Origin of the sequence: Hymenobacter terrenus, assembly GCF_000972495.1 — a bacterium.
Taxonomy (GTDB): Bacteria; Bacteroidota; Bacteroidia; order Cytophagales; family Hymenobacteraceae; genus Hymenobacter; species Hymenobacter terrenus.
Map to the genome: position 1 here is coordinate 59,370 of NZ_LATM01000012.1, position 23,511 is coordinate 82,880.

A 23,511-nucleotide genomic window follows, 5' to 3' on the forward strand; every position below is an offset into this window, starting at 1 on the left:
TAAACCCAGCTTTTGCTGCTGTACTTATTATAAATCATAAGCTATTTTTATTATTCATAGCTTTCAAACGGCCACCGTCCTAACCGCCGGCTCCAGAGCAGAAACGCCACCGTGCCAAGAGCCATCATGCCCAAAGCCGCCAGTTGGAAATACAGCTTGAAGTGCAACGTGCCCCAAGTTACTTCGGCTGGCGCGATGCCCCAAAACACGGCCAGCCATACCATAATAGCCAGAATGACCGGCACAGGATAGAGCGGCATTTTGAAGGGCAGCGCCGCCGTGCCGCGCCGACGGCGCAACAGCATCAGCCCCACGGCCTGACCCACGAACTGCACCAGGATGCGCATGGCGAGGATGGCCGAAATAACCTCGCCCAACCGGAACAGTAGGCTGAACACGAAGCCTGTGCCGCCCAGCAGCAACAGCGACACGTAGGGGAACTGCTTGGTAGGGTGCAGCTTGCCGAAAATGGGCAGAAATTCACCATCAGCCGCCGCGGCATAGGGGATGCGCGAATAGCCAAGCAGCACCGCGAACAGCGAGGCAAACGCCACCAGCAGCACCAGCGCCGTGGCCAGCTGCGCCGCCGCCGGGCCATAGAGCCGCTCCATAAATACGCTGATAATGAACTGTGACTTGTCGCCGGCTCCAGCTTGCCAGCTTTGTACTTCCTGCCACGGAATGACGGTACCCACGCTCCAGTTCAGGAGTAAATAGAGCGCCGCGATGCCCAGAATACTCAGGAAAATGCTGCGCGGAATCACGCGTTGCGGCTCCCGGATTTCGGCGCCTAAGTGGCACACGTTGTAGTAGCCAAGGTAGGAATAAATGGTTTTGACGGCCGCTTGGCCCATAGCTGCCGATATCAGCAGGCCCGGTAGTGCCGGGATGCCGCCCGCAGGCAGGATGTCGACGTGGTGGTTGGGGTGGGTGATACCGCCGAAAATCAGCCAGCCCATCAGGCCGAGCACCCCCACCCACAGGGCCACGCCCAGCTTACCGATGTCTTCGATGCGGCGATAGAGCAGTACGATGAGCAGTAGAACCACGGTACCGGCCACGGCTTTGGGCTGCCACCATTCGGTCATGGGCACGAGGTAGCCGAAATACTGAGCGAAGCCGATGGCACCCGAAGCCAACACCAGCGGCGACTGAATGAGCGTTTGCCAGACGTAGAGAAACGACATGAACCGGCCCCATTTCTGCTCACCATAGGCCAGCTTGAGGAAGCGATAGGAACCGCCGGCTTCGGGATAAGCAGCCCCCAACTCGCTCCAAACCAAGCCATCGACTGAGGCCAGAGCCGCACCCACCAGCCAGGCTAGCAGGAAGTTCGGGCCCATGAAGCCCATGACGAGCGGCAACGTGACAAAGGGACCGATGCCCACCATGTCAATCATATTTAACGCCGTGGCTTGAACCAGGCCAAGACGGCGCTGAAGAGAAGGTGCAGACATAAGGCGAAAGTAATGGGCTTTCGCAGCAACTACCCACCCCAGGCTACCAAAACCGCAACGCTCCACTCTAGCCACGGACACGCCATTGCCCAGCGACCCAGCATTGTCAGCTTGCCAACGGCCGGCTTTGGCGCTGAAGATTTAGATCAGCGCCAGGTCTTTCCTAAATTATAGAATCAATATAATTTTTCCACTGCACCTACAGCTAAGCAAGTGAGTACAGTGAGGCAACAGGTGCTTTTATTCACCGTCTGGGTTTGTCGTTGATATAACAAATTTGGTCGTTGGTCCAAATTAGGCACCCATTGACCTTATCGGCAGGAGGGTTCATCCTACCTTGCCTGATGAAGCCTTTTCATTCGTCTATTCAGCCGTGATTTACTCCTGTCTTCTGAGCTTAGACTAATATGCCTGCACCGGCCGAGCTGCGGCTACCGGAGAACTTGGCTTAGCTCAAGTTGAGGCCTTTGGCCACGGCTGGGCACCGTCATGAAGTCGGGTTCTCTTTGCAGCATGCGCGGCATCCTGCCGCCCCCAACTCCCTTTCCTTCAATCATCCTCCTAGCCTACGCCTATGCCGCGCCCTGTAAGTACAACCGTGAGTTGTAACAATGCCGTACTGTGCCCCTCCTATGACATTCAACAGGTTTCGCTTAGCCAAAACGTATTTGGCCACCATAAATTCGAGGTCTTACTGCCTTTCGACCAGGTAGAAAGTGCTACGGCGCCCTTCTTTACCGATGCCCATACCCGCTTGCTGGGCCAGCCACTCACGATACGCTTAGAGGCTGATGGATTCCATTTCTTCAATGGCGAGCAGCAACTGCTATTTCAGGGAGTAGTTACGCACCTCAATACGGGCAAGGACAATGAATTTGCGGGCAGCGTGGTAGTGAGCGGCTATAGCCCCTGCCAACTGCTGGCCAGTGGCCGCAAGAAGCGCACTTTCGTGAACCAGACGATGGCCACCATCTTCAATAAGGTGCTCAAGCCGTTTCCGGCCAACATGCTGGCCCGCGACATTGCGCCCTTGTACCGGAAGCCGCTACCGTATGCGGTGCAATACCAGGAAACAGACTTCGACTTCCTTAGCCGCCTGGCTGCGGAGTATGGCGAATGGTTTTACTACGATGGCCGCACCCTGCGCCTGGGAACACCAGGCCCGAGTGAGGAGGTTGATTTCTGGGCCGATGGTCGTTACAATACCTTCCGGTTTGGCATGACCCTGCAGCCCGCCAAGGAGCGGCTGACAGGGTACAACTACCAGAAGAACGAGCATTTCCAGCGTACTACCGAGCGCCAGCAGGTAGCCGGGCTACAGGGAACGTCTTTTGCAGGGTACACCCTGCCTTTCGTGCAGCACGCCCTGAATCAGTCGGAAAAATTGTACGACGAGGCACATCGGGTGTCGAACCGGATAGCCCAAGGCAGCAGCGAGCTTGACGCGGAGGCCCTGCGGCAAAAATCCAGCACGGTTGCCAGCCTGGTTACGGTGCAAGGCACCAGCGACAACCTGCACCTGCAGGTGGGGCGCGTGCTGAATATCCGGAGCGAAGGCGTGGGCAGCCGCCACAATGCGCCCGAATCTTTCGGCAAGTACCGCATCACGGCCATTACCCACACCATCGATGCCAAAGGCAACTACAGCAATGTCTTCACGGCCATTCCGTTTCAGGCCCAGATTCCACCGGCCAACCCCGATGCCGTTGAGCGGATCCTCGTCGGCAACCCGGAGCTAGCCGAGGTCATTGATGATAACGACCCGGCCAGACTGGGCCGCTTACGGGTGCGCTACTACTGGCCCGTGCAAGACCAGCAAGACGCCGAAACCAGCTGGATCCGGGGCGTAACTCCGTACAGCGGCGACGGCAAAGGTCAGATGTTTAATCCCGAGATTGGCTCCCAGGTGCTGGTCGCTTACGAAGATGGTATGGCCGAACAGCCATTTGTAGTGGGCAATATGGTGCACGGCAACAACCGTCAGGGCGCCTCGTACTCGCGCACCAATAACCACGTGAAGGGCATCCAATCGAAGGCGGGCAATAAGCTGACTTTTAACGATATGACGGGAGCGATGCAGATGCTGCTTTCCAACTCCAACAACAAAGGCACGGCTATGCAACTGGGCTTCGATGGGGCCGGCAACGTCACCATCAAAACCTTGGGACCGGTGCACGTGTCGGGCAGTAGCATCACGCTGGAGGCCGGGCCGCTGGGTGAGATTAATATGCACGCTCGCCGTATCACGATGCAGGCCGAAGAGGAAATTGTGGCTCACTCCATCACCAAGGACATTCTGCTGGTAGCCAAAGAAACGCTTGCCTACCAGGCCAAAGAAGTAATGGGCAAAGCCGAAGAAATTATGCACCTGGACGGAGGCCAAAAGCTGACAGCCGACTCCAGCGACTCCTACTACCTGTAGCATCGCGTTACCGTCTTGTCCTCTGCTCTTCTACTGATTTCTTGCGATGATCAAACTGTCTCAATACGCCTACGTCTGTGACGGAGCGACGCTAAAATGCAGCCAAGGCAGTAAGCCGGGCAAGCTGCGAGTGCTGGCCAAACGCCCCACCGTGGGCGGCAAGCCGGGCAGCAACATCACCGACAATACCCCCATGGCCAACGTGACTCCCTTCGGGGTGTGCAAAATCACGAATAAAGCCTGCGTAATGCCTAGCCTGGCCGGGTGGGAAGAATATTTCCGCAACACCCGGCTGGGAGGCGCTCCGGCGCTCCTGGAATGCTGCACGAACCGGTGCGGCATGGGCGGCGAAATAACGGTGAGCCGACACGGGCAAACGGGCATGCGGGAGTCGCTGGAACCCAAGCCGATTCCCGCACGCACCCCACCCACCGATGCTCAACAGAAGCTGGCGCAGTTGGCACTTCAGCGGCCCACATTCCAGCAGTTGCCAATCCAACAGTTAGCGGCTCAACAGTTGGGAGCCGGGCCAGCCCTTCAGCAAGGGGCGCTGCAACGGCCAGTGCTGCAACAGCTGGTGCAAGCGGGCCAGCGAATGGCGGAGCAGAAACTAGTCCAACTCGGGCAGGAACTGCTGGTGTCTGCCGTTGGGCAGGTTCTGCCGGTGGCTGGTCAGCTACTCGAAACAGCTTCTTCGCTGGGAGCAGGAGTCGCACAAGTAGCAGCCAGCCTTCAGCGTCAGGATAATTCATGACACCTGCTTCAAAAAAGCCGGCCGGGAAAAAGCCTGTCAAGACGGGTAGGCTCGATGCTGAGAAGAAGCGCCGTCAGCAGCGCATGACCTGATTAGGAAAGCCGAAGCCAAACGCAAGACCATCCAGAACCCCGCCTTTGGCAATCTATTGACCATCTGAAATACACTAATGTGATGACTCACAACCCAGATGGCAGCAACCAACATTATGGAGGAATTACTTCCTGAAACCTACTTCCACGGCGGGGCGCTAGAAGCGGCCCACGCCATTATTGCCGGCGACCCAGTTGCGCTGGAACGAGTCCTGACCTTTAAGCTCATCAATGTGAACGCAGAGGGAGAAGGCGGCATGACCTTGCTGCTCTTCGCCTTGAGCACGCACCAGCACGCTTGCTTGCAAATACTGCTGCGCTGGAAAGCCAATCCGAACCAAGTGTCGACCATTGGACGCGACCAGTTTGTGCAGCCCGTGGCCATGGCTGCCGGCTATGGCGACGCGGAGCAAGTGCACATCTTGCTGACCCACGGCGGCGACCCCAACAGCAAGTTTCTGGGCCAGCCGGCCCTGCTCCGCGCCATCGAAGTCCTCGATTGGCCGATGCTGCACCTATTAGTCGAGCACCGGGGCACCGACCTCAACCTGACCCGACCGGATGGCCTGACAGCCATCCTATTTCTGGCCTACCTGAACCAGTTTGAGCAGGTACTCTACCTGCTGGATAAGGGAGCAGACTTTAAGAAGGCTGACGACTCGGGCGGCACGGTGGCCTTCACCGTACAGAGCCGCGACCTAGACCCGGACGGCGAGGCGTATAAGTGGCATCAGCGCGTCCGGCACCGCCTGGAGCAGCGCGGCGTGGAGTTTCCGGTGCCCGACCCCAGCGTGGAGTGGGAGAAGAAGCGGGTGGCCGAGGAGAAATTGCGCCAGCAATGGGGCCGCACGCCGGCAGGACGCACCTGGAATGAGCGGGTACATCAGGCCGTGGACGACGAGACCGACGACGATGATGGGGTAGCACTCATGCAGCTACGCCTAGAAGCCGAAGAGGCCTTTGAGAATTGGGCGAAGCTGCAAGTGGCCCAGGCCGATGCAGCGGCACCGGCCCACCACTCAACATTGCGATAGCGCAAAAGCAAATTCAGTTACCTGCTTTTTTCCTTGTTTGTCTTAAAACAAAGCACTGAAGGCTTGATGAGCGCCAGACCGAGCAGCAGCGTGCTAGAAAAGCGCACCAGCGAAAGTCGTGCCGGCGCCGCAAGCTCTCATCATCACGATAACTCATGGCAACTCCCACGAAAAAGCCGGTTAAGAAGCCGGCCGGAAAAAAGCCTGTCAAGACGGGCCGGCTCGATGCTAAAAAGGAGCGCTACCAGCAGCGCATGGACCTGATTAAAAAAGCCGAAGCCAAACGCAAGACCATTAATAACCACGAGTTTCGCAAATCTATTGACCGCCTGAAGCTCAACAACGTGGCTGTGGAGCGCTGGCGGCTGGCTACCGACGCATATAATTACCAAATAGTAACAAACCCTACCGCCAAAGACTACGAATTTGCCCGGAGTAAGAACTGGACGGCCGTGCAATACAATAAAAAGGCGGGCCAAGTCATGTTTCGCAAAGGCAAGACTCCCGAAGGATGGAAAGTAGTTCAGGTGTTTGACGACCCGAGCACTGGCTTAAATGGTGTATTGTATAAAAGCTCATTTGAGGAAGGCAACCCATACGTGCTAGCCTTCACTGGTACAGAGCTAAACCGTATTGGAGGGCCGATGATACCCAAAGATGTGGGAGTGAACTGGGACCAGGCCCACATGGAATCTAGGAGGCAGCGCATCATTCAGCAAAATGCAAGAAGGGGTATTTTCAAAAAGGTACCCAATGTGCCTGTTGACCCTCAATATGCCCAAGCTATTGCCGTAGGGCAGCAAGCAGTCAATAAGTATGGTAAGGGCATCACTACCGCGGGCCATTCTCTGGGCGGGGGCTTGGCATCGGCGGTCAGCCTGATTTCTGATGTGAAAGGCTATACTTTCAACGCAGCCGGCTTGCACCAGGCCACGGTTGCCCCCTATGGTCACAGCCCAGCTGATATTCGGCGTGAAGCTGGGCGCATAGAAGCTTTTCGCTCCAGCAAGGACGAGCTCACGGCTCTGCAACGGACGTATCATCCCAAAAGCACGTCGGAAAAGCATCCCGATGTGCCACGGGCTGTTGGCAACCCGCGCACGATAGGGAGAACCGGCCATAGTGGAACGGATATCGAGGCAGAATTTGAGCGACAGAAGGCTCATGATGTCGCCCAGCTGAAGCATTTCTTAAACTCTGATGCACCTAACAGCATTCTGCCTTTGATGGAGGCATTTGGCGTTCCGCCTGGCCCCGCCCCAGGTTCGTACGGTTCGTCATTCTAATGTTTTCCGCGAGTAGTGGCATGTCACCTTACCAAGGCATTCAACACCTGCAACACCGCGCCCCTGGCTATAAACTGAGGGCCGGACTTTAGTAGAGTGGGGCCAACACCGGTCCCGCTAATTGCGTACTGCGGGGCATGAGTTCAACTGCTTCTTCTTCCAAATTTGCTATTTACGGGGCTATTGGGGCCAACGTCGCTATTGCCATCAGTAAGTTTGTAGCGGCGTTTTACACCGGCAGCTCGGCCATGCTGTCGGAGGGCATTCACTCACTGGTGGACAGTGGCAATGGCGTCCTGATCCTGTTTGGCGTGCGGCAGGCCGAGAAGCCCGCCGACGCCCGCCACCCCTTCGGCCGCAGTAAAGAACTTTACTTCTGGGCGCTGATTGTGGCCATTCTGGTGTTTTCAGTGGGTGGTGGCATGTCATTTTACGAGGGTATTCAGCACCTGCAACATCCGGTGCCACTCTCCGACCCTACCTGGAACTACGTGGTGCTGGGCCTGTCGCTGCTGTTCGAGAGCATTTCGTGCTTTCTCGCGTTCCGGGCGTTCAATAGTGAGCGGGGCGACCGGCCGTTTTGGGCCAGCATCCGCAGCAGCAAAGACCCGGCGGTATTTGCCATTCTGCTCGAAGACCTAGCGGCACTGCTAGGCCTCCTTATAGCCCTAGCCGGGGTGTTTTTTGGGCACTTATTTGAGAATCCCACTTTTGATGGAATAGCTTCCATCGGGATTGGCCTGCTATTGGTGAGTGTGGCCGTCTTTCTCATTTATAAAACCAAGGGCCTGCTGGTAGGTGAGGGCGTGGATGCCCAGACGCTGACCGACCTGGAGCGCATTGCCCGTGCCCAGCCCTACGTGAAGGAAATTCGTTCGCCGCTGACCATGTACCTCGGGGCTAATGACGTGGTGCTGGCCCTCGACGTAGACTTTGGCGATTCGCTGCTGCCCGGGCAGGTGGCCATGGCCGTGGAGCAATTGCAGGATGCCATCCGGGCCGAGCATCCCGAGGTAAAGCGTATTTTTATCGAAGCCAAAAACCTGGTTGGCCGGGCCTAAGCTGCGGGGCCAGGGTCAACCTTTCGGCCGCATTATCGGTAAAGAGACTATTGCCCAGCTGCGCCCCGCAGCCGGGCAATTTTCATGAAGTGACGTCTTTATATGATATCTGAATCAACAGCTACTGACAACCCTTTTCGCTCATTCTGGTGGGGCGGCTACGAATGCACCGACCAGCTCAACTGCTTCGGCAACCGGGTCGACTTCCTGCACCTGACTGGCCATTTGCCTCTTATTGACCATGACTACGGCGCCCTGGGTCAGTTTCAGGTGCGCACCGTGCGCGAGGGAATCCGCTGGGCACAGATTGAGAAAACACCTTACCAGTACGACTTCAGCACCGTGAAAACCATGCTGGCGGCCGGCCAACGCCACGGCATCCAGCAGGTGTGGGACCTGTGCCACTTCGGCTTCCCCGACGACCTTACGCCGCTGCACCCCATGTTTGCCCGGCGCTTCGCCGCGCTCTGCCGGGCCTTCGTGGACTTTTACCGCTCCGAGCGGCCCGACGACGTGCTCATCGTGACACCCATCAACGAAGTGAGCTTTATTTCCTGGCTGGGCGGCGACGTGCGCGGCACCTCCCCCTACTGCCATCACCAGGGCTGGGACGTGAAATATGGCCTCATGCGGGCCTACATTGAAGGCAGCTACGCCCTGCGCGAGGCCGACCCGGGCATCCGTCTGCTCACCACCGAGCCGCTTATCAACATCGTACCGCCGCCCAACCCCTGGCCTCAGCACCGCCGCGAGGCCCGCGACTCGCACCGCAATCAGTTTCAGGCCACCGACATGCTGTGCGGCCAAATGTGCCCCGAGCTGGGCGGCGCGCCCGAGCTGCTCGACATCGTGGGCTTCAACTATTACTACGACAACCAGTGGCAGCTACACCCCTACCGCAAGCTGGGGTGGAACGACCCGGAGCCCGACCCCAACTGGGTGCCGCTGCACAAACTGCTGCGCAAGGCCTACCGCCGCTACGGCCGTCCCTTCGCCATCACCGAAACCAGCCACCCCGGCGTGGACCGGCCGCTGTGGTGGCGCATGATTGGGGAAGAATGCGCCCAGGTGCTGCGCCAGGGCCTGCCGCTGTGGGGCACCTGCATCTATCCCATCATCGACCGGCCCGACTGGGACCACCTGGACCAATGGCACCAGTCGGGCCTCTGGGATGCTGACCTGAGCCAGCCCGGCCCGGCCCGCGTGTTGCACCAGCCCAGCGCCGAAGCCCTGCGCCAAGCCCAGGCCCTGATAACGGCCGCCGTGTCGGCCCGGCGCAGGCAGGGTGCGAAAACCGGCAACCTGCAGGCCCGCGTTTCGCTCGCGGCCCCTATTTTTAAGCCATGAACCCAACGGCGTACCTCACTTCTCCCCTGGGCCTGCTATCCATTACCGGCTCTGAAGCGGGGTTGAGCGCCGTTAGCTTCCACGACACCGAGGGCCATAGCGCCACGTCTTTTGATGCGGTGCCGGCGTGTTTGCGTGATGCGCACCGGCAGCTGCAAGCCTATTTTGGCCGCGAGCTGCGCGAGTTCAACCTGACTTACGCGCCTGCTTTCGGCACCGATTTCCAGCGGCAGGTGTGGACGGCGCTACTGGGCATTGGTTACGGCCGCACGGCTTCGTACTTGGACGTGGCCAGGCGGCTGAACAACCCGAAATCGGTGCGGGCCGTGGGAGCGGCTAACGGGCAAAACCCACTGGCCATTGTGTGGCCCTGCCACCGGGTGATTGGCGCCAACGGCAGCCTGACGGGCTACGCCGGCGGCATGCACCGCAAAAAGTGGCTGCTGGAATTTGAGCAGCCTACGCGGCAAGGCGGGCTGTTTAACCTCACCCCTGACCCCCTCTCCAAAAAAGAGGGGGTCAGGGGTGAGGTTTACGCTCCTACCATCTTCAGCAGCTGCTGATAGATGATGTTGTGCTGCCAGTACAGTTGCAGCACCATCGGGACGTGGTGCCGACCGGGGATGACAGTGTAGGGCGCCAGTTGCCCGGCTTCCTTGAGACGAGCGCGGAAGCGGCTGGAGCTGCTGCTGATGCTCGGATACGTTTTGCCACCGATGAAGAAAAGGAACGGCGGCAGGCCCGGCTTAACCTTGTAGATGGCCGACTGTGCCTTCCAGACGGCGGGGTCGCGGCCGAACGGCACGAGGTACTGCTCGTCGCCCTCGTACTTCAGCTCTTTCAGGTAGCTGTACATGTCGAGCCCGGCGGGGTCGTCCATGATGGCGCCGCGCACGGGGTTTTGGGGCAGGCCGTGGGTGGCGAGCAGAGCGTCGTCGGTGGCGAGGAGGGCGGCCAGGCCCCCGCCGGCGGAGTGACCCATTACGAACACGCGGGCTGGGTCGCCGCCGTGGTGATAGATGTTTTGCACGGTCCAGGCCAGGGCGCGGGCGCAGTCGGCGGCTTGCTCGGGCACGAGTACGGCGGGCGCCAGGCGGTAGTTGATGACCACGGCCACGACGCCCTGCTTGGCCAGCCGCCGGCCAATGAAGCTATAGATGTTCTTGTTACCGCTGTTCCAGTTGCCGCCGTGGATGAACAGCACCACCGGGTAGCCGGCCACGCTGGGCGCGGGCTGCCGGGGCGAGTACACATCCAGCAGGTGCCGCTCCTTGTCGAAGTCGGGAGCAGTGGCGGGGACGTAGGGCACGTCTTTGGTGCGGTGGCTGGGGCGGGCCACCACGTATTCGGTGGCCAGCACGACGACCACGGCGGCCAGCAGCACTGCCACGGGTATCAATAAGAGGAAACGACGCATAGGGTTCATTCTGACGACTGCCGATTGCGAGCAGTGTGGCGCACCTACGCCGGGCGGCCCGGCGCAGTTTGCCGGAGTGGCCGAAGGATGGAACCGGGCCGTGCGGCTATTGGCTTTATCTTTGTCAGAAACCGTACCTGGTCCTTTTTATATGGGCTGGGCTCCTTCACTATTCATCCATTTTTGTGTTGACTTCTGCTTCATTGAAAACTTTTTCGCAGTCGTTGGCTGCGTTTCTGCTCCTGGGGCTGTTGCTGGCCGCGCCGGCCCAGGCCCAGCGTAAGGGCCGCACCAACACCGTGGCCAACCCCGATGGCAGCCTGGCTGCCACCGCCGGCACCCCCGCCCGGCCGGCCCGCTTGCAGCCGCTGTTTGGCGGCCTCACGCCGGCCCAGGCCACCCAGGTTATTGGCGAGGCACAGCTCAAAGCCATTGTCGCCAGCTTTGCCTCGGCGGCCGAAGCCAGCTCGTTCTTCGCCACCAAGGGCTTCGATTACCTGCGCGAAAACAAGCCTGACACCGCCGTTTACCGCTTTAACCTGGCCTGGCTGCTGAACCCGCAGAACGCCGAAGCCTACCGCGGCCTGGGCGTGGTGGCCAGCGCCCAGCCCACGGCCGATGCCTCGATCAGCCTCCTCGCCAAGGGGCTGACGCTGGCGCCGAGCAACGTTCAGCTTATGAGTGACCTCGGCGCCAGCCACCTCATTCGCTACGGCCAGACCAAGAAGAAAAAAGACCTTACCACCGGCCTGGAGCTGCTCCAGCGCGCCACCACCCTCGACCCGGCCAATGCCGTGGCCTGGCAGCAGCTGGCCCGCGGCCTCTACTACCAGGAGAAATACGCCGAGGCTTGGGCCGCCGTGCACAAAGGCCAAGCGCTGAGCATCAGCAGCCTCGATTTTGACCTTATTACGGAACTGCTGGCCAAGCTGCCCGACCCCCAGGGGACGTTCAAATAACCCGGTCGCACAGACGAATTTCGACGCGCCGTTCGTTTGCGGCCGTACAGGTGTTTTTTTCTTTAGCTAGATACTATGCGGTTTCGTGCATTGATTTTTGGAGCAGTAATGGCGGGCGTATGTGGCAGCCAGACGGCCCAGGCCCAGTACCATCACCCGGTGCGCCACTACAACCGCCAGGGCCGGGCCTACTTCCGGGGCCCGCTGCACGTCACGCTCGGCGTTGGCACGGGACTCTATAATGGCGACCTCGGCAACAGCCCCGGCAACAATTTCCTGAGCCCGGCGCTGAGCCTGGGGGTGCTCTACCGCCTCACGCCGCACCTACACGTGGGCACCGAGTTTGCCTACGTGGCGCTGGGCGCCCGGGACAAAACCAAGGAGCGCGGCTTGGCTTTCACCAGCAATAATGGCCTGGGCGCGGTCTTCTTCCGCTTCGACTTACTGCCCGATGAGTCTGTATTTGCGGCTTCGCAGAGCACCGCGCCCATCTTCCAGGTGTATGTGCAGGGCGGCGCGGGGCTGCTGCTCTACGACCCACAGTCGTACCGGGGCAACGCCCGCTCCACCAAGGGCACGGTTTTCCTGGCCCCGGAGCGCAACGACTATCCGGCGCTGGCGGGCTTGGCTCCGGTGGGGGCTGGTTTCAGCATCCGCCTCACCGAGCAGCTGCGGGCCAACGTCGAGGGCAACTATTACTTCACCACCACCGACCAGCTCGACGATGTGAGCAATCTGCGCCTCGGCGGGGCGTCGGCCAGCAAGGACGGCTTTGGCACGCTGATGCTGAAGGTGGAGTATGCGCTGAAGTAGGGGCACCGGGCCGGGCTCATCTGAGGGGATGGCGCCGGCCTGGGGCGCTGCATCGGAGGATGTAGACCGGGCTCGGAAGCGTGTAAACCCAGCTCGGGACTGTGTAAATCTCGCTCGGGGCCCGGTAAATCGACCTCGGAGGCGTGTAAAGTCACCTCGGGAGCGTGTAAACTCGTCTCGGGGGCGTGTAAAATCATCTCGGGACCGTGTGAACTCGTCTCGGGACCGTGCAAAGTCATCTCGGGACCGTGTGAACCGAGCTCGGGACCGTGTAAACCCAGCTCAGGACCGTGTAAACCGAGCTCAGGACCGTGTAAACTCGTCTCGGGACTGTGTAAACTCAGCTCTGAAGCGTGTAAATCTGTCGCTGGAAAACACTTGGGACGGCGATTGCGAAAAAAGCCGTAACCTTGAGGGCCGCCAGGGGTCTGGGCCGGCCCTTATTTTTTAGCCGCATGAACACGGAGCGCGACAAGCAGTACGCCATGACCACGGTGCTGGTCAAATTCATTGCCGACAACCTGGCAGCCATCGGGGTAAGCCCTGCCGCTGCGGCCGAGGCAGCTGATATTCCTACCGCCTACGAGCTACTGAAAGGGGCCGTGGGTAGGGCCCCCATCAACACCAAGCTGGTGACCGAGCAGGCCGGTACCACCCGCACGGTGCTGTTGGCAGCCCTGCCCGCACTGCTGGGCCCGTTGCGCGCCATTGCCACCAAAACCGGTGATACCGCCCTGCTGACTCGTGCTACTCTGAGCAAGAGGCAGCTGCGCAAGATGAAGCCCGAAGAGCTGCGCGACGTGAGCAAGGCCCTGTTCGCAACGGCCGATGACCACGCCACCGCCCTGGCCAGCTATGCGCTGTCGGCGCCGGTGCTGGCCCAGTTGCGGGACCTGCACGCGGCTTTCGCGAGCACTGTGGGCAGTACCAGCAGCCTCATCGACCAGCGCAGCGGCAGTAATAAGTCGGCCGAAGACCTGCTCCAGGACCTCATGCAGCAGGTATATGAGCTGGATAAGCCCATGGAAGTGTTCCGTTTCCTGAACCCTTCCCTATATGATGCCTACAAGCGCGCCCGCCGGGTGGGCAACTCTGGCGGCGGTGGGCGCAAGGGCAGCGGCGGTCCCGGCGAGACGCCCATTTCCTAAACGACCATAAGCGCCGCGTACGTATTCGCCGCCCCGTCTGCCTCGCGCGGGCGGGGCGGCCTGGCTTTCGGGGCACCACCCCGAATCGCTTAGCTTTGCCACTCCTCTCACTATAACCCATCTCTACTATGGGCGCTATCGTCGCGGAGCTGCACGTTGCCGGTCGCCGCTATCCCCTGACCTACGCCACCTACGGCGTGCATCAGGCTACCGATGCCCGCGGCCGGACCACGGCCAAGGTGCGCCACGACCTGGTGGAGTTGGTGCTGGATGTGCCCGAAGATGCCTTCCTCGAAGCCTGGGCCAACGCCCCCACCAAGCGCGATGCCGCGCATATCGTCTTCCTGGATTCGGCCGGGGGCAGCCCCATCGAAACCGTCAGCCTGGCCGGGGCCTACTGCGTGCGCTACGAGGAGGAATTCGAAACCGGCGCGAGCGGGCGCTACCAAGCCTTTGTGAGCCTCACCGACCCGGATGGCTTCTCCATTACTCCTGGGGGGCCGGCTGGGGCCTTCGTGGCCCCGGCAGCGCGGGAGCATGGCGGGCCGGGGGCGGCAGTGGCGATTGTCGAGCAGGTGAAGATGGGCACCGGGTCGGAAGCGGGCCTACCGCCCACGCCCGAGGCTATTCGCACGGGCGAAGTGGCCATGGAACAGCATCCCGACTACCCCGCCCTGGTGCAGCACCTAACCCAGCGCGGCTATCCGCTCGTCTTTCAGCAGAAAGCCCCGCATGTCGTTTTCAAGCGTGTGTGCGACAAGCAGGGGAACGTGCTACGCGAGGAAAAGCATGTGGCCGTCGTGGCTGGTATGCGCTTTCTAGACCTCGAACACGAAGCTGGCCATGTTACTCAGTTGGAGGACCACTTGGGTGGCACCGTGCCGACCGTCAAGTTCGTGCAACTGCGCCCTGACCGAGAGGTAGAGGTCAAAAATGCCACCGATGTACTACAAGGATGGCAAAATGCAGTAACCGAATACCACAACCGCTTGGTAGAATACCTGCGTTTAAAGGGACGCCACGCGTCTCCTGAATTACTGCGCCACCATCAACAGGGCATAGCTGATTGGAAAGCCGTCTATAACAAGTATCTGTTTATTCCAAAGCCTAACCCACAGAGGATTGCTTGGGCGAAGCTATATTTCCCTGACTTAGCTGATTTAACAGAAAGTGTTCAATTCGCTTAGTTTTCTCTTGAATCTTATGAAGCCGACTCCACAAGCTAACTACCCGATTAATGTTTACTCCCATATCGCTGAGAACGGAGGCTCTGAATATTACGCGGGCATTTATGGTATTCAGCTTAACCATTGGCTTAGTGTGTGTTTATGCCCGGCTTACGATAGTACTGCTTACGGATTTCCGCCGGACTTGCGACGCTTTGAAGCTCTAAATCCTGATGATGACGTTCACAGCTTGGATGCCGCTCGGGCACTGACAATAATGAGTGAAGGTCCATTGGTGTTGCTAGAGAGAAATGAGCAAGCAGGCTCACTTATTCAAGTCATTTACGAGCAAGACAGCAACCAGCGCTGGTACTTGGCCCATAACCACCTGGGTTCTACGGTTGGCGAGCAACGGTCTTTCTACATATATTGCCTTACTAGTGCCGAATATGCTATGTACGCCACTGAGTTGGAAGCCATCATGAACAGGGAGTTCGACGGGTCAAGACTGGAAGAGCAGCCCCGCTACTACAACGAACTGGAGAACCTGCGGCGCTACCGCGTTATTGCCCACATCCACGAGCTACTAACCACGCATCCAGAAGTTCTTTCGCCCCACGAACGAGAAATGCTGGCGTTGTAGCCACACTGGGGCCTACTGCGTGCGCTACGAGGAGGAGTTCGAAACCGGCGCGGGCGCTACCAGGCCTTCGTGAGCCTCACCGACCCGGATGGCTTCTCCATTACTCCTGGGGGGCCGGCTGGGGCCTTCGTGGCCTCGGCAGCGCGGGAGCATGGCGGGCCGGGGGCGGCGGTACCACGCGAGAAGTTGAAGATGCGTACCGGGTCGGAAGCGGGCCGGCCGCCCACGCACGAGACCGTTCGCACGGGCGAAGTGGCCATGGAGTTGCATCCCGACTATCCTGCTCTGGTCCAGCACTTGGCGCAGCGCGGCTACCCTCTCGTTTTCCAGCAAGAATACCCACACGTAGTATTCAAGCGTGTGTGTAACAAGCAAGGCGAGGTACTGCGCGAGGAAAAACATGTGGCCGTGGTGGCCGGAATGCGCTTCCTGGACCTCGAACACGAAGCTGGTCATGTCACTCAACTCGAAGACAACCTCGGCGGCAACTTGCCTACCGAAAAGTGGGTGCAACTACGTCCTGACCGGGAAGTGCTAGTGAAAAATGCGCCAGATGTATTAACGCCTTGGCAAAACGCGATAACCGAGCACCATAACCGACTGTTGGAATTCTTGCGTTTACAGGAGCGTGGGTCACCAGTGGAGTTATTGCAGAGCCATCGAAAAGGAATAGAGGAGTGGGCAAGTATTTACAACCAATATTTATTCGACCCAAGACCCAAACCGGAAAGAATTTCCTGGGCCAAGCTGCATTTCCCTGATTTAACCAACCTTATTGCCCAGGTACGTTTCCTTTAATCTACGCTTTCATCACGTTATATGAAACCTAGCCCGCAAGCCAACTATCCCATCAACGTCTATCCTTACACCGTTGAAAATGGGGGTTCTGAACATTATGCTGGTATCTACGGCATTCAACTAAACAATTGGTTTAGTGTATCCTTGAGCCCCGCGTATGACTTCGCCACTTACGATTTCCCAGCAGATTCCGCACGCTTTATTGCCCTCAATCCCGATGCTGTTCAAACTACCGACGGCGCCCGTGTGGAAACGGTGATAGCCGGGGCACCGTTGGTGTTGCTGGAAAAGGAAGACCAAGCTGGCCAGTTAGTGGAAATAGTGTACGAACGAGGCCGCGACCCAGAATTGCCCCCACTCGACACCCCAGAATTGGGCCGCCACTATATCTATTGCCTTACCAAGGCTGAGTATATCCAGTACGCGGCCGAATTGGAGGCCATCATGAACCGGGAATTCGATGGGTCGGAGCCAGATGAGCAGCCCCGACAGTACAACAAGCTTGACAACCTGCGCCGCTACGAGGTCATTGCTCGCATTCACGCGTTGCTGGCTGCTCACCCGGAAATTCTCACCAAATACCAGCGCGAGCTAGTAGCCTTATAAGGCCACCCTGTAAACAGTAACCAGCGTTAAAGGCCATGAATTCATTAGAAAAATCTCCGCTGGTTGCTCAAACTGTATCCACAGCTAATGCCGACTGTCGTCTGGAAGTGACCATTACCTATCCAACGGCTACTGCGTTGCACATACGATACCGCGTACACAATGCTTCGCAACTCCCTCTTTATCTATTCAACCAACTCTACAAGAGACTATACCGTCGCCCCGAAACCAACACATTAGTTTACGACATTGACTCGAACTTGGTTAATGTGCACTTGAGCGCCGAACGTGTGACCGTGGGCAAAGCAGTGGTAGATGTCCCCGACTGGATACTTGTGGAAGCCTTGCAAACGCCTTGTCTAAGCCGGGTATTGCCTGGGGAAAGCATTGAAGAAGTAATGGAGTTAAGCTTGCCGCTTATGCCCTATACAGTATATGATTACTCTCCTTCGCAGGGTCCACTCGTAGCGCGTACGCTGTTCATAGAACTAGGCTATATTCTTGCCTCACCATACACGGAAAGTTTCATTACTCCAGTAACTACGAATAGCACGGTTGAAACAGCTTACCACATTGGAGCGCTTCCAGCTGACGAACAGTCACTCATCACTGCTGGACCATTTGAGGGATTCGTTAGCGTAGTGAGTAGCCTCTCATGAACATTTCGACTTCAGGATGAGATAACTGCTTACTTACAGCGTCCTCCAAAGTCAACGCTCCCAGCAAGCGCGATGCCGCGCATATCATCGTCAGATTAGCGCCGGAAGCAATCTATAGCACAGAAAAAAATCTAAGCGAAGTCTATTCTTTTCCCTCTGGTATCAATACCTATTTGATTCGTTACAGTGCTATAATGCCCATTATGGAGGCAGGAGCACAACTACAGCAAGTGGAGCCAAAGTACCAGCAAATAAGGCCTGTTTATTACAATATCACATCAAGCATTGATTTGACCGATGCTGGAAAGTATGTCACCTTTGGTATTGACTCCAAACGATAGTATCCGATGGCAATACACATTGCCATCGGATACTATCGTTTGGAGTCAGGAAAATCTTTCTTCTCTCTCACGGAAGAAGTATGTTCCTATGACGTTTGCAGAGCGACAGTCTCGAAACCAGGGAGGGCGCTACTAGCCTTTCCTGACCCTCGCCAGCCCTGGGTACCTGAAAGAGTTGTCTATAGTCAACCAACATTAAAAAGGGCCGTCAGCAATGCTGACGGCCCTTTTTTACTTACGCTTCTAAGCTTCTTATTGCTTCGTGAAGCGCTGGTGGAACACTTTCTGGCCGTCGCTTACGCTCAGGTTATACATGCCCTTGGCCAGGCTGCTGATGTTGAGAGTACCGTTGCTGAAGCTGGTACCTACCACGCGGGCGCCGCGTACGTCGGTTACCTCTACGCTAGTGGCGTTGGCGTTGCCGGGCAGCACGAGGCGCACGGCCTCGGTGGCAGGGTTCGGATACACTTCCAGCTTGCTAGCCACTTCGTTGCCGAGAGGCGTAGCGTCGCCGGTCAGCGAGGCCGGGCCACTGGGGGTCGGGCCGCTGAGGGCTGCGCCGCCCGTGATGTTCACGGTGTAGTCCTCGGTTTCGCCGTAGCTGTAGTTACCGCAGCTGGTGGTGCCGCTGTTGTCGCTTACTGTTATCCGCAGGCGGGTAGCGCCAGTTTTGGCGGTGGCTGGCACCGTGAAGGTGCTGCTGAGGGTAGCTGCGCTGGAGCTGGTGCCGTTCACGATTAACTCCCCAACATCGGTGAATACGCCGTTGCGGTTATAGTCGATGTACACTTTCCAGTTCTCAGTGTAGGTTCCGCCCGCAAAGCCCGCCGAGAAGTTGATGGTCTGGGAAGAGCCGGCCGCAATGCTCGTGCTGGTCGCGGTGCCATTGTAATAGCCCGCGTCGGCACTCGAGGTCCGGTTGATGCCACCCAGATTCACGAGGTCAATCCACTCGTATTGCTGGCTGCCGCCCTTGGTGGTGCAATAAGTAGCAGTGGTGGGCGTAGTGGGAGTGGTAGGAGGAGTAGTGCCACCAGCGCTGTAAGCAGCTCCTACGCCCACGGCATACCAAGCGTTAGTGACGGCTTGTACCTGCGTCGAGCCGGCGCCATGCAAGTCGATAGCGGCTTGAATGGTGTAGGTACGGGCGTTGGCATAATTGCTGTTGGACGAGAGGTATACACTCTCGGCGCGGTAGGCAATTTTAGCCGCCGCCGCAATACCAATACTTGCCACCGAGTAAGCGTTACCTACCTCATTGGTGCCAGATTTACCCACGCTAATGAGGTAAAACCAGTAGTTGAGGATGCTTGAATTGGTGTGCACGCCACCTTGGTCATTCGCATTGTTGCCAGTGCCGGGCGGGACGGTGGGCGCCCACAAATTGCCTTTGTAGTAAGACGGGCCACGGCTGGCGGCGGAAGAGCTGCCGGGGTCACTCATCGAGCGCAGGCAGTTGTAGCCCGATATTTTGATAATATCCTCGCCGATGAGCCAGGGCTGCTTACTGGGTGCTTTGTAGTTCTCAATCACGGCGCCCCAAATGTCGGAGAAGCCCTCGTTCAGCGCACCTGACTCGTTCTCATACACCATGTTGGCCGTAAACGAGTTCACCGCGTGGCCAATCTCATGGGCGCATACGTCCAGAGCAGTCAGCGGCTTGAAGTTCGTAGCACCATCGCCGTACGACATCACCGAGCCATTCCAGAAGGCATTTTCCATGGGTTTGCCATCGGTGAGGTCATCATCAAAGTGCACGTAGCTTTTGATAGCAGCGCCGTTGTTGTTGTAGCTGTTGCGGCCCTGCACGTTTTTCCAGTAGTCGTACACCGCTTGGGCCCCCCAGTGGGCGTCGAGAGCGGCATTATCGAAGTTGGCGTTGTTATACTCGGTCCAGTTGTTGTCGGCGTCGGTGAAGTCGACCGAGTTGGCGTAGCTCCTGCCTTTTTTGGCGTTGAAGGTCTGGATGCCCCCGCTGCGGGTAGCATCGCGCAGGCGGTAGCTGCCGTTGATGCTCTCCGTGCCGCTACTCTGCGTACCGCTGTAGCGCGTGGCAAACGTGCCCGTCGCATTGGCGTGCTTGATGATGGCGTCGCGCAACACGACTTTACCCGTCTGGGCGTCTACGTAGATGTAGGCCCGGCTCACCGGCTGCTCAGCGTATATATTGAACTTCCAGGCCAGTACCAGCGGGCCGTTTTCGCCCGCCGTATTGTCGCGTATCACCACCAGCTCGCCAGTGGGATAGTAAGTAGCGTTGGGGTTGTTTTCCTGCTCCTTCAGGTCGGCCTCTTCGGCGGCACTTTCCCACATGTACTTACGGGCGCCTACCGACGCCAGCGCCCGCTTCAGCGCCACATCAGCACTCAGCGATGGCGTCGTGTTCAGGGTTCCTACTTTCTCAAAATCGCCGCTGATGCTCTCGACGACCCCACCCTTGGCGTGCACGGTGTAGTCGCCGTGCTCGACGCGAATACCTTTATAGTACTGGGCAAATTTCTGGTGGGTGAAGCCGAGCTGGTCGGTTTCCACTTTCGTGGAACGCATCTCGTCGGCCTTGGTTAGCCCTAGCTGCTGGCGCAGCACTTGGTCGTTGCTGAGGCCGCGTTGAGCCATCTTGCCTTCGGTGCTGAACAGCACCAGCTCCGGCTGGCTGTCATTGCCGACTACTTTATTCTGGATGCGCGAAGCGTCCTGAGCCTGTCCTGTGGTAGCAGCTGCCAGGGTGCCGAGCATCATCAACGCAGCGACGGAGTATTGTTTTTTCATGTAAAGAAATAGAGTTACTAGTTAGAAGAAGGACTTGTGCAACATTGAGTATTTTACACCAAATCCTACGCAACTTAACTACCATCAACTTATTTCTAAGCAATCATTAACTTTTTGATTAAAAATGCCCGAATTTTATACGCGTTACTCAATTCTGCGCGCATTAATCAAAATTGCACAATTCCTTTATTATACATTTACACTAAAAGGTCTGAGAGCATTCCTTCACACCTTTTTCACTAGCGCTTTGCTCCGCTCAGGTAATCAGCTGCTAACGTAGCCAGCGTTTTTACGCCCAACGTGAGGCCACTTTCATCAATGCGGAAGCCGGCGGTGTGGTGGTCAGCCGTAGTGGCGGGGTCGGTGCCGGGCGTCATACCACCCACGAACAGAAACAGGCCGGGCACCTTCTCCTGGTAAAAGGAGAAGTCCTCAGCCCCGGTCACGGCCTTGATTTCGCGCACGTGCGTCGAGCCCGCCACGGCACGCAGCGTGGGGAGCATTCGGGCCGTGAGGTCGGGCGCATTGGTGGTCACGGGCACGTAGGGCTCAATATTGACGTCGGCCGTGGCCCCGGCGCTCTCGGCAATATTGGTGGCAATGCGGCGGATGGAAGCCCAGATTTGCTGCTGCACGGCCGGGCTGAGGGCCCGGATGGTGCCGCTCAGCTCCACGTCGGGCGGGATAACGTTGTAACGCACGCCGCCATTAATGGTGCCTACCGTCACCACGGCGGCATCGTCAATCAGCTTTATCTGGCGGCTCACGATGGTTTGCAGGCCAAGAATAATCTGAGCAGCGGTTACCACGGGGTCCACGCTGTTCCAGGGGTAAGCACCGTGCGCACCCTTGCCGTGAACCTTGATGGTAAACCGGTCGGCTGAGGCCATTTCGCCACCAGAGCGATAGGTCAGGTTGCCCACTTCGGTCTGGGCATTGATGTGAATACCAAATACGGCATCGACCTTGGGCTTATCGAGCACCCCTTCCTTCACCATAAGCTTGGCCCCGCCTTCTACGCCCGGCAGCGAGCCTTCTTCGGCGGGCTGAAAAATGAATTTCACGGTACCGGGCAGGTCTTTTTTTACCTGGCTCAGCACTTCGGCGGCCCCCATGAGCATAGCCACGTGCGTGTCGTGTCCACAAGCGTGCATCACCCCTACGGGCTGGCCCAAGTAAGTCGTGGTCACTTTGGAGGCGAAGGGCAGGTCGTTGGCTTCGGTGAGGGGCAAGCCATCCATGTCGGCGCGCAGGGCCACTACGGAGCCGGGCTTACCACCGCGCAGAATGCCCACCACGCCGGTGCGGGCCACACCGGTCTGCACTTCCAGGCCCAGCTTTTTGAGGTGCGCGGCAATGAGAGCCGCCGTACGGGTTTCCTGGTTGCCCAACTCCGGGTGCTCGTGAATATCGCGCCGCCAGGCAATAACCTTGCTTTCTTCCTGGGTGGCCAGTTGGGCGATACGGGCATTTAGGGCTGCGTTCTGGGCTTGCACGGGCATGGTAATCAGGCCCAGAGCCAGACTGAGCATTGTTGTGGAAACTGTCGGAATAGAGAAGTGCATACAGACCAAATAGGAGTGATTGAGTGGGCTACGGCTAATGCATTGCGGCCGGATCGCAATGTTACGCCAAGGCTACCAACTAGCGTGCTACTGTTCAGCAGATGGCGTACTTTTGCGGGCTGTATTATTACCAGCTAATTACCTGACGGCCGTAGTTGTGGCTACTCTCTTAAAACCGCTCCGCTTACCTCACCCTACGGCTAGACAGCGCAGGTCTCGCGCACAGGCACAATCCTGGCCAGCAGCGTGGACCCACGCTGGCTTTCGTGGGCGCTTTGGGATGATTGTGTTCCTGCTGTTGGGCCTGATGCTAGTATTGCCGCAATTCTACCACTTTATTCAGGGGCGCCGTGGCCAACTACTCCCCGACCCTTTATTGGCTTTGTTGCCAGCATACGACATGTCGGGGCCAATATTTGCCTTGCTTTATGGCAGTACCGTCGCTACCCTGTCGTTTCTGGCGCCTCGGCCTCAGTTGCTACTGCGAGGGCTCTGGGCGTATTGCTTCCTGCAATTACTACGCATGGCTACGCTGTGGCTGGTGCCGCTAGAGCCACCAGTTGGTCTGCTCGTTCTGCACGACCCGGTGATTGACCACTTTTTTGACGTGACCACCGAGCCCATTGTGCGCGACCTGTTCTTTTCGGGCCACACCGCCACCATGACTTTGCTGATGCTGGTAGTTCGCGGTCACCACTGGCGCTGGGCCATGGGCCTGATAACAGTAGCTATGGGCACGCTGGTGCTGGTGCAACGGGTGCACTATTCTTACGACGTGCTGGCCGCGCCGCTCTTTGCCTGGCTGGCGTACTGGCTGGCCGAGCAGGTGTGTCAGAATAAACCCCTCGCCCAAGCTGAAGATACGGTTATTATTCTATGCCAGGAAGCTCGCTAAGAAGCAGGTTGAGCTGCCTTTTCACTTGGCAGGCAGGAGTAGTGGATGCACGTGTTCCACGTCGTTCCATCAACTGCAAAACGAACAGCTTGCCGTATTGAGACCAAATACCAGCAGATACCGATGCACGGGAATGCAGACGATAGCAAGCCGACGGCCTATTTTATGAACGAGAGACGCTAAGGATTCGGTAAGGCAAAATCCCACTTGCACCGAATCTCACTATAGTTTGGTTTGCGTAGCCCCAACCCAAACAGTCTCTTGAATAAAGCCTTAGCG

20 protein-coding genes are annotated in these 23,511 nt (G+C 58.1%); 16 read left to right on the forward strand and 4 right to left on the reverse strand.

All coding sequences use genetic code 11. From position 1 onward, the window contains the following. Positions 1 to 50: 50 nt before the first annotated feature. Positions 51 to 1,457 (reverse strand): APC family permease, encoded by a 1,407-nt coding sequence (locus tag WX88_RS15465; protein WP_046245301.1) that lies wholly within the window; start codon positions 1,455 to 1,457, stop codon positions 51 to 53. 574 nt (positions 1,458 to 2,031) lie between these two features. Between WX88_RS15465 and WX88_RS15470 the strand changes: the two genes are divergently transcribed. From WX88_RS15470 to WX88_RS32000, 7 genes are all read left to right on the forward strand, one after another. Continuing rightward, positions 2,032 to 3,879: a type VI secretion system Vgr family protein gene (locus WX88_RS15470; RefSeq protein WP_046245302.1), complete on the forward strand. Its 1,848-nt coding sequence runs from the start codon at positions 2,032 to 2,034 to the stop codon at positions 3,877 to 3,879. A 46-nt stretch (positions 3,880 to 3,925) separates the two neighbouring features. Next, entirely contained in the window at positions 3,926 to 4,633 is a 708-nt protein-coding gene (locus WX88_RS15475; RefSeq protein WP_046245303.1) for a DUF4280 domain-containing protein, read from the forward strand. Between the two features lie 190 nt (positions 4,634 to 4,823). Continuing rightward, on the forward strand, positions 4,824 to 5,759 hold the full coding sequence (locus WX88_RS15480; protein WP_156176165.1) for an ankyrin repeat domain-containing protein: 936 nt from the start codon (positions 4,824 to 4,826) through the stop codon (positions 5,757 to 5,759). Between the two features lie 155 nt (positions 5,760 to 5,914). Beyond that, positions 5,915 to 7,045, forward strand: coding sequence for a hypothetical protein (locus WX88_RS15485; RefSeq protein WP_046245305.1), 1,131 nt, complete (start codon positions 5,915 to 5,917; stop codon positions 7,043 to 7,045). A gap of 137 nt (positions 7,046 to 7,182) precedes the next feature. Continuing rightward, entirely contained in the window at positions 7,183 to 8,106 is a 924-nt protein-coding gene (locus WX88_RS15490; RefSeq protein WP_046245306.1) for a cation diffusion facilitator family transporter, read from the forward strand. A gap of 102 nt (positions 8,107 to 8,208) precedes the next feature. After that, entirely contained in the window at positions 8,209 to 9,453 is a 1,245-nt protein-coding gene (locus tag WX88_RS15495) for an amine oxidase (RefSeq protein WP_231590722.1), read from the forward strand. Next, positions 9,450 to 10,016 carry a methylated-DNA--[protein]-cysteine S-methyltransferase gene (locus WX88_RS32000; protein WP_072053027.1) on the forward strand — a complete coding sequence of 189 codons (567 nt, stop codon included), beginning with the start codon at positions 9,450 to 9,452 and terminating at the stop codon, positions 10,014 to 10,016. Before WX88_RS15495 ends, WX88_RS32000 begins: the two co-directional genes overlap by 4 nt. On the opposite strand, the gene WX88_RS15505 is transcribed toward WX88_RS32000, so the two are convergent. Then, a complete protein-coding gene (locus WX88_RS15505) occupies positions 9,986 to 10,870 on the reverse strand; it encodes an alpha/beta hydrolase (RefSeq protein WP_082116065.1) in 885 nt (294 codons plus the stop codon). The genes WX88_RS32000 and WX88_RS15505 overlap by 31 nt on opposite strands. Before the next feature lie 185 nt (positions 10,871 to 11,055). Here WX88_RS15505 and WX88_RS15510 point away from each other — a divergent pair, with 185 nt between their 5' ends. From WX88_RS15510 to WX88_RS30100, 8 genes are all read left to right on the forward strand, one after another. Next, the gene (locus WX88_RS15510) at positions 11,056 to 11,829 is read left to right on the forward strand and encodes a tetratricopeptide repeat protein (RefSeq protein ID WP_197076806.1); all 774 of its coding nucleotides are present in this window, start codon (positions 11,056 to 11,058) and stop codon (positions 11,827 to 11,829) included. 75 nt (positions 11,830 to 11,904) lie between these two features. Further along, positions 11,905 to 12,642, forward strand: a complete 738-nt coding sequence (locus WX88_RS15515) for a hypothetical protein (protein WP_156176166.1) — start codon at positions 11,905 to 11,907, stop codon at positions 12,640 to 12,642. Positions 12,643 to 13,097: 455 nt separating this feature from the next. Next, positions 13,098 to 13,790 carry a hypothetical protein gene (locus tag WX88_RS15520; protein ID WP_046245309.1) on the forward strand — a complete coding sequence of 231 codons (693 nt, stop codon included), beginning with the start codon at positions 13,098 to 13,100 and terminating at the stop codon, positions 13,788 to 13,790. A 128-nt stretch (positions 13,791 to 13,918) separates the two neighbouring features. Further along, a complete protein-coding gene (tssD, locus tag WX88_RS15525) occupies positions 13,919 to 14,977 on the forward strand; it encodes a type VI secretion system tube protein TssD (protein ID WP_046245310.1) in 1,059 nt (352 codons plus the stop codon). A gap of 16 nt (positions 14,978 to 14,993) precedes the next feature. Next, positions 14,994 to 15,599, forward strand: coding sequence for a hypothetical protein (locus tag WX88_RS15530; RefSeq protein WP_156176167.1), 606 nt, complete (start codon positions 14,994 to 14,996; stop codon positions 15,597 to 15,599). A 69-nt stretch (positions 15,600 to 15,668) separates the two neighbouring features. Further along, a complete protein-coding gene (locus tag WX88_RS15535; RefSeq protein ID WP_046245312.1) occupies positions 15,669 to 16,397 on the forward strand; it encodes a hypothetical protein in 729 nt (242 codons plus the stop codon). 21 nt (positions 16,398 to 16,418) lie between these two features. After that, a complete protein-coding gene (locus tag WX88_RS15540) occupies positions 16,419 to 17,003 on the forward strand; it encodes a hypothetical protein (RefSeq protein WP_046245313.1) in 585 nt (194 codons plus the stop codon). 35 nt (positions 17,004 to 17,038) lie between these two features. Beyond that, the gene (locus WX88_RS30100; RefSeq protein ID WP_156176168.1) at positions 17,039 to 17,662 is read left to right on the forward strand and encodes a hypothetical protein; all 624 of its coding nucleotides are present in this window, start codon (positions 17,039 to 17,041) and stop codon (positions 17,660 to 17,662) included. A 593-nt stretch (positions 17,663 to 18,255) separates the two neighbouring features. Here the strand turns inward: WX88_RS30100 and WX88_RS15545 are convergent. Together WX88_RS15545 and WX88_RS15550 are read right to left on the reverse strand one after the other, a co-directional pair. Continuing rightward, entirely contained in the window at positions 18,256 to 20,772 is a 2,517-nt protein-coding gene (locus tag WX88_RS15545) for a M4 family metallopeptidase (protein ID WP_046245314.1), read from the reverse strand. Between the two features lie 239 nt (positions 20,773 to 21,011). Then, positions 21,012 to 22,304, reverse strand: coding sequence for an amidohydrolase (locus WX88_RS15550; RefSeq protein WP_046245315.1), 1,293 nt, complete (start codon positions 22,302 to 22,304; stop codon positions 21,012 to 21,014). Between the two features lie 313 nt (positions 22,305 to 22,617). On the opposite strand from WX88_RS15550, the gene WX88_RS15555 reads away from it, so the two are divergent. Further along, positions 22,618 to 23,232 (forward strand): phosphatase PAP2-related protein, encoded by a 615-nt coding sequence (locus WX88_RS15555; RefSeq protein ID WP_052732729.1) that lies wholly within the window; start codon positions 22,618 to 22,620, stop codon positions 23,230 to 23,232. Positions 23,233 to 23,511: the final 279 nt, after the last annotated feature.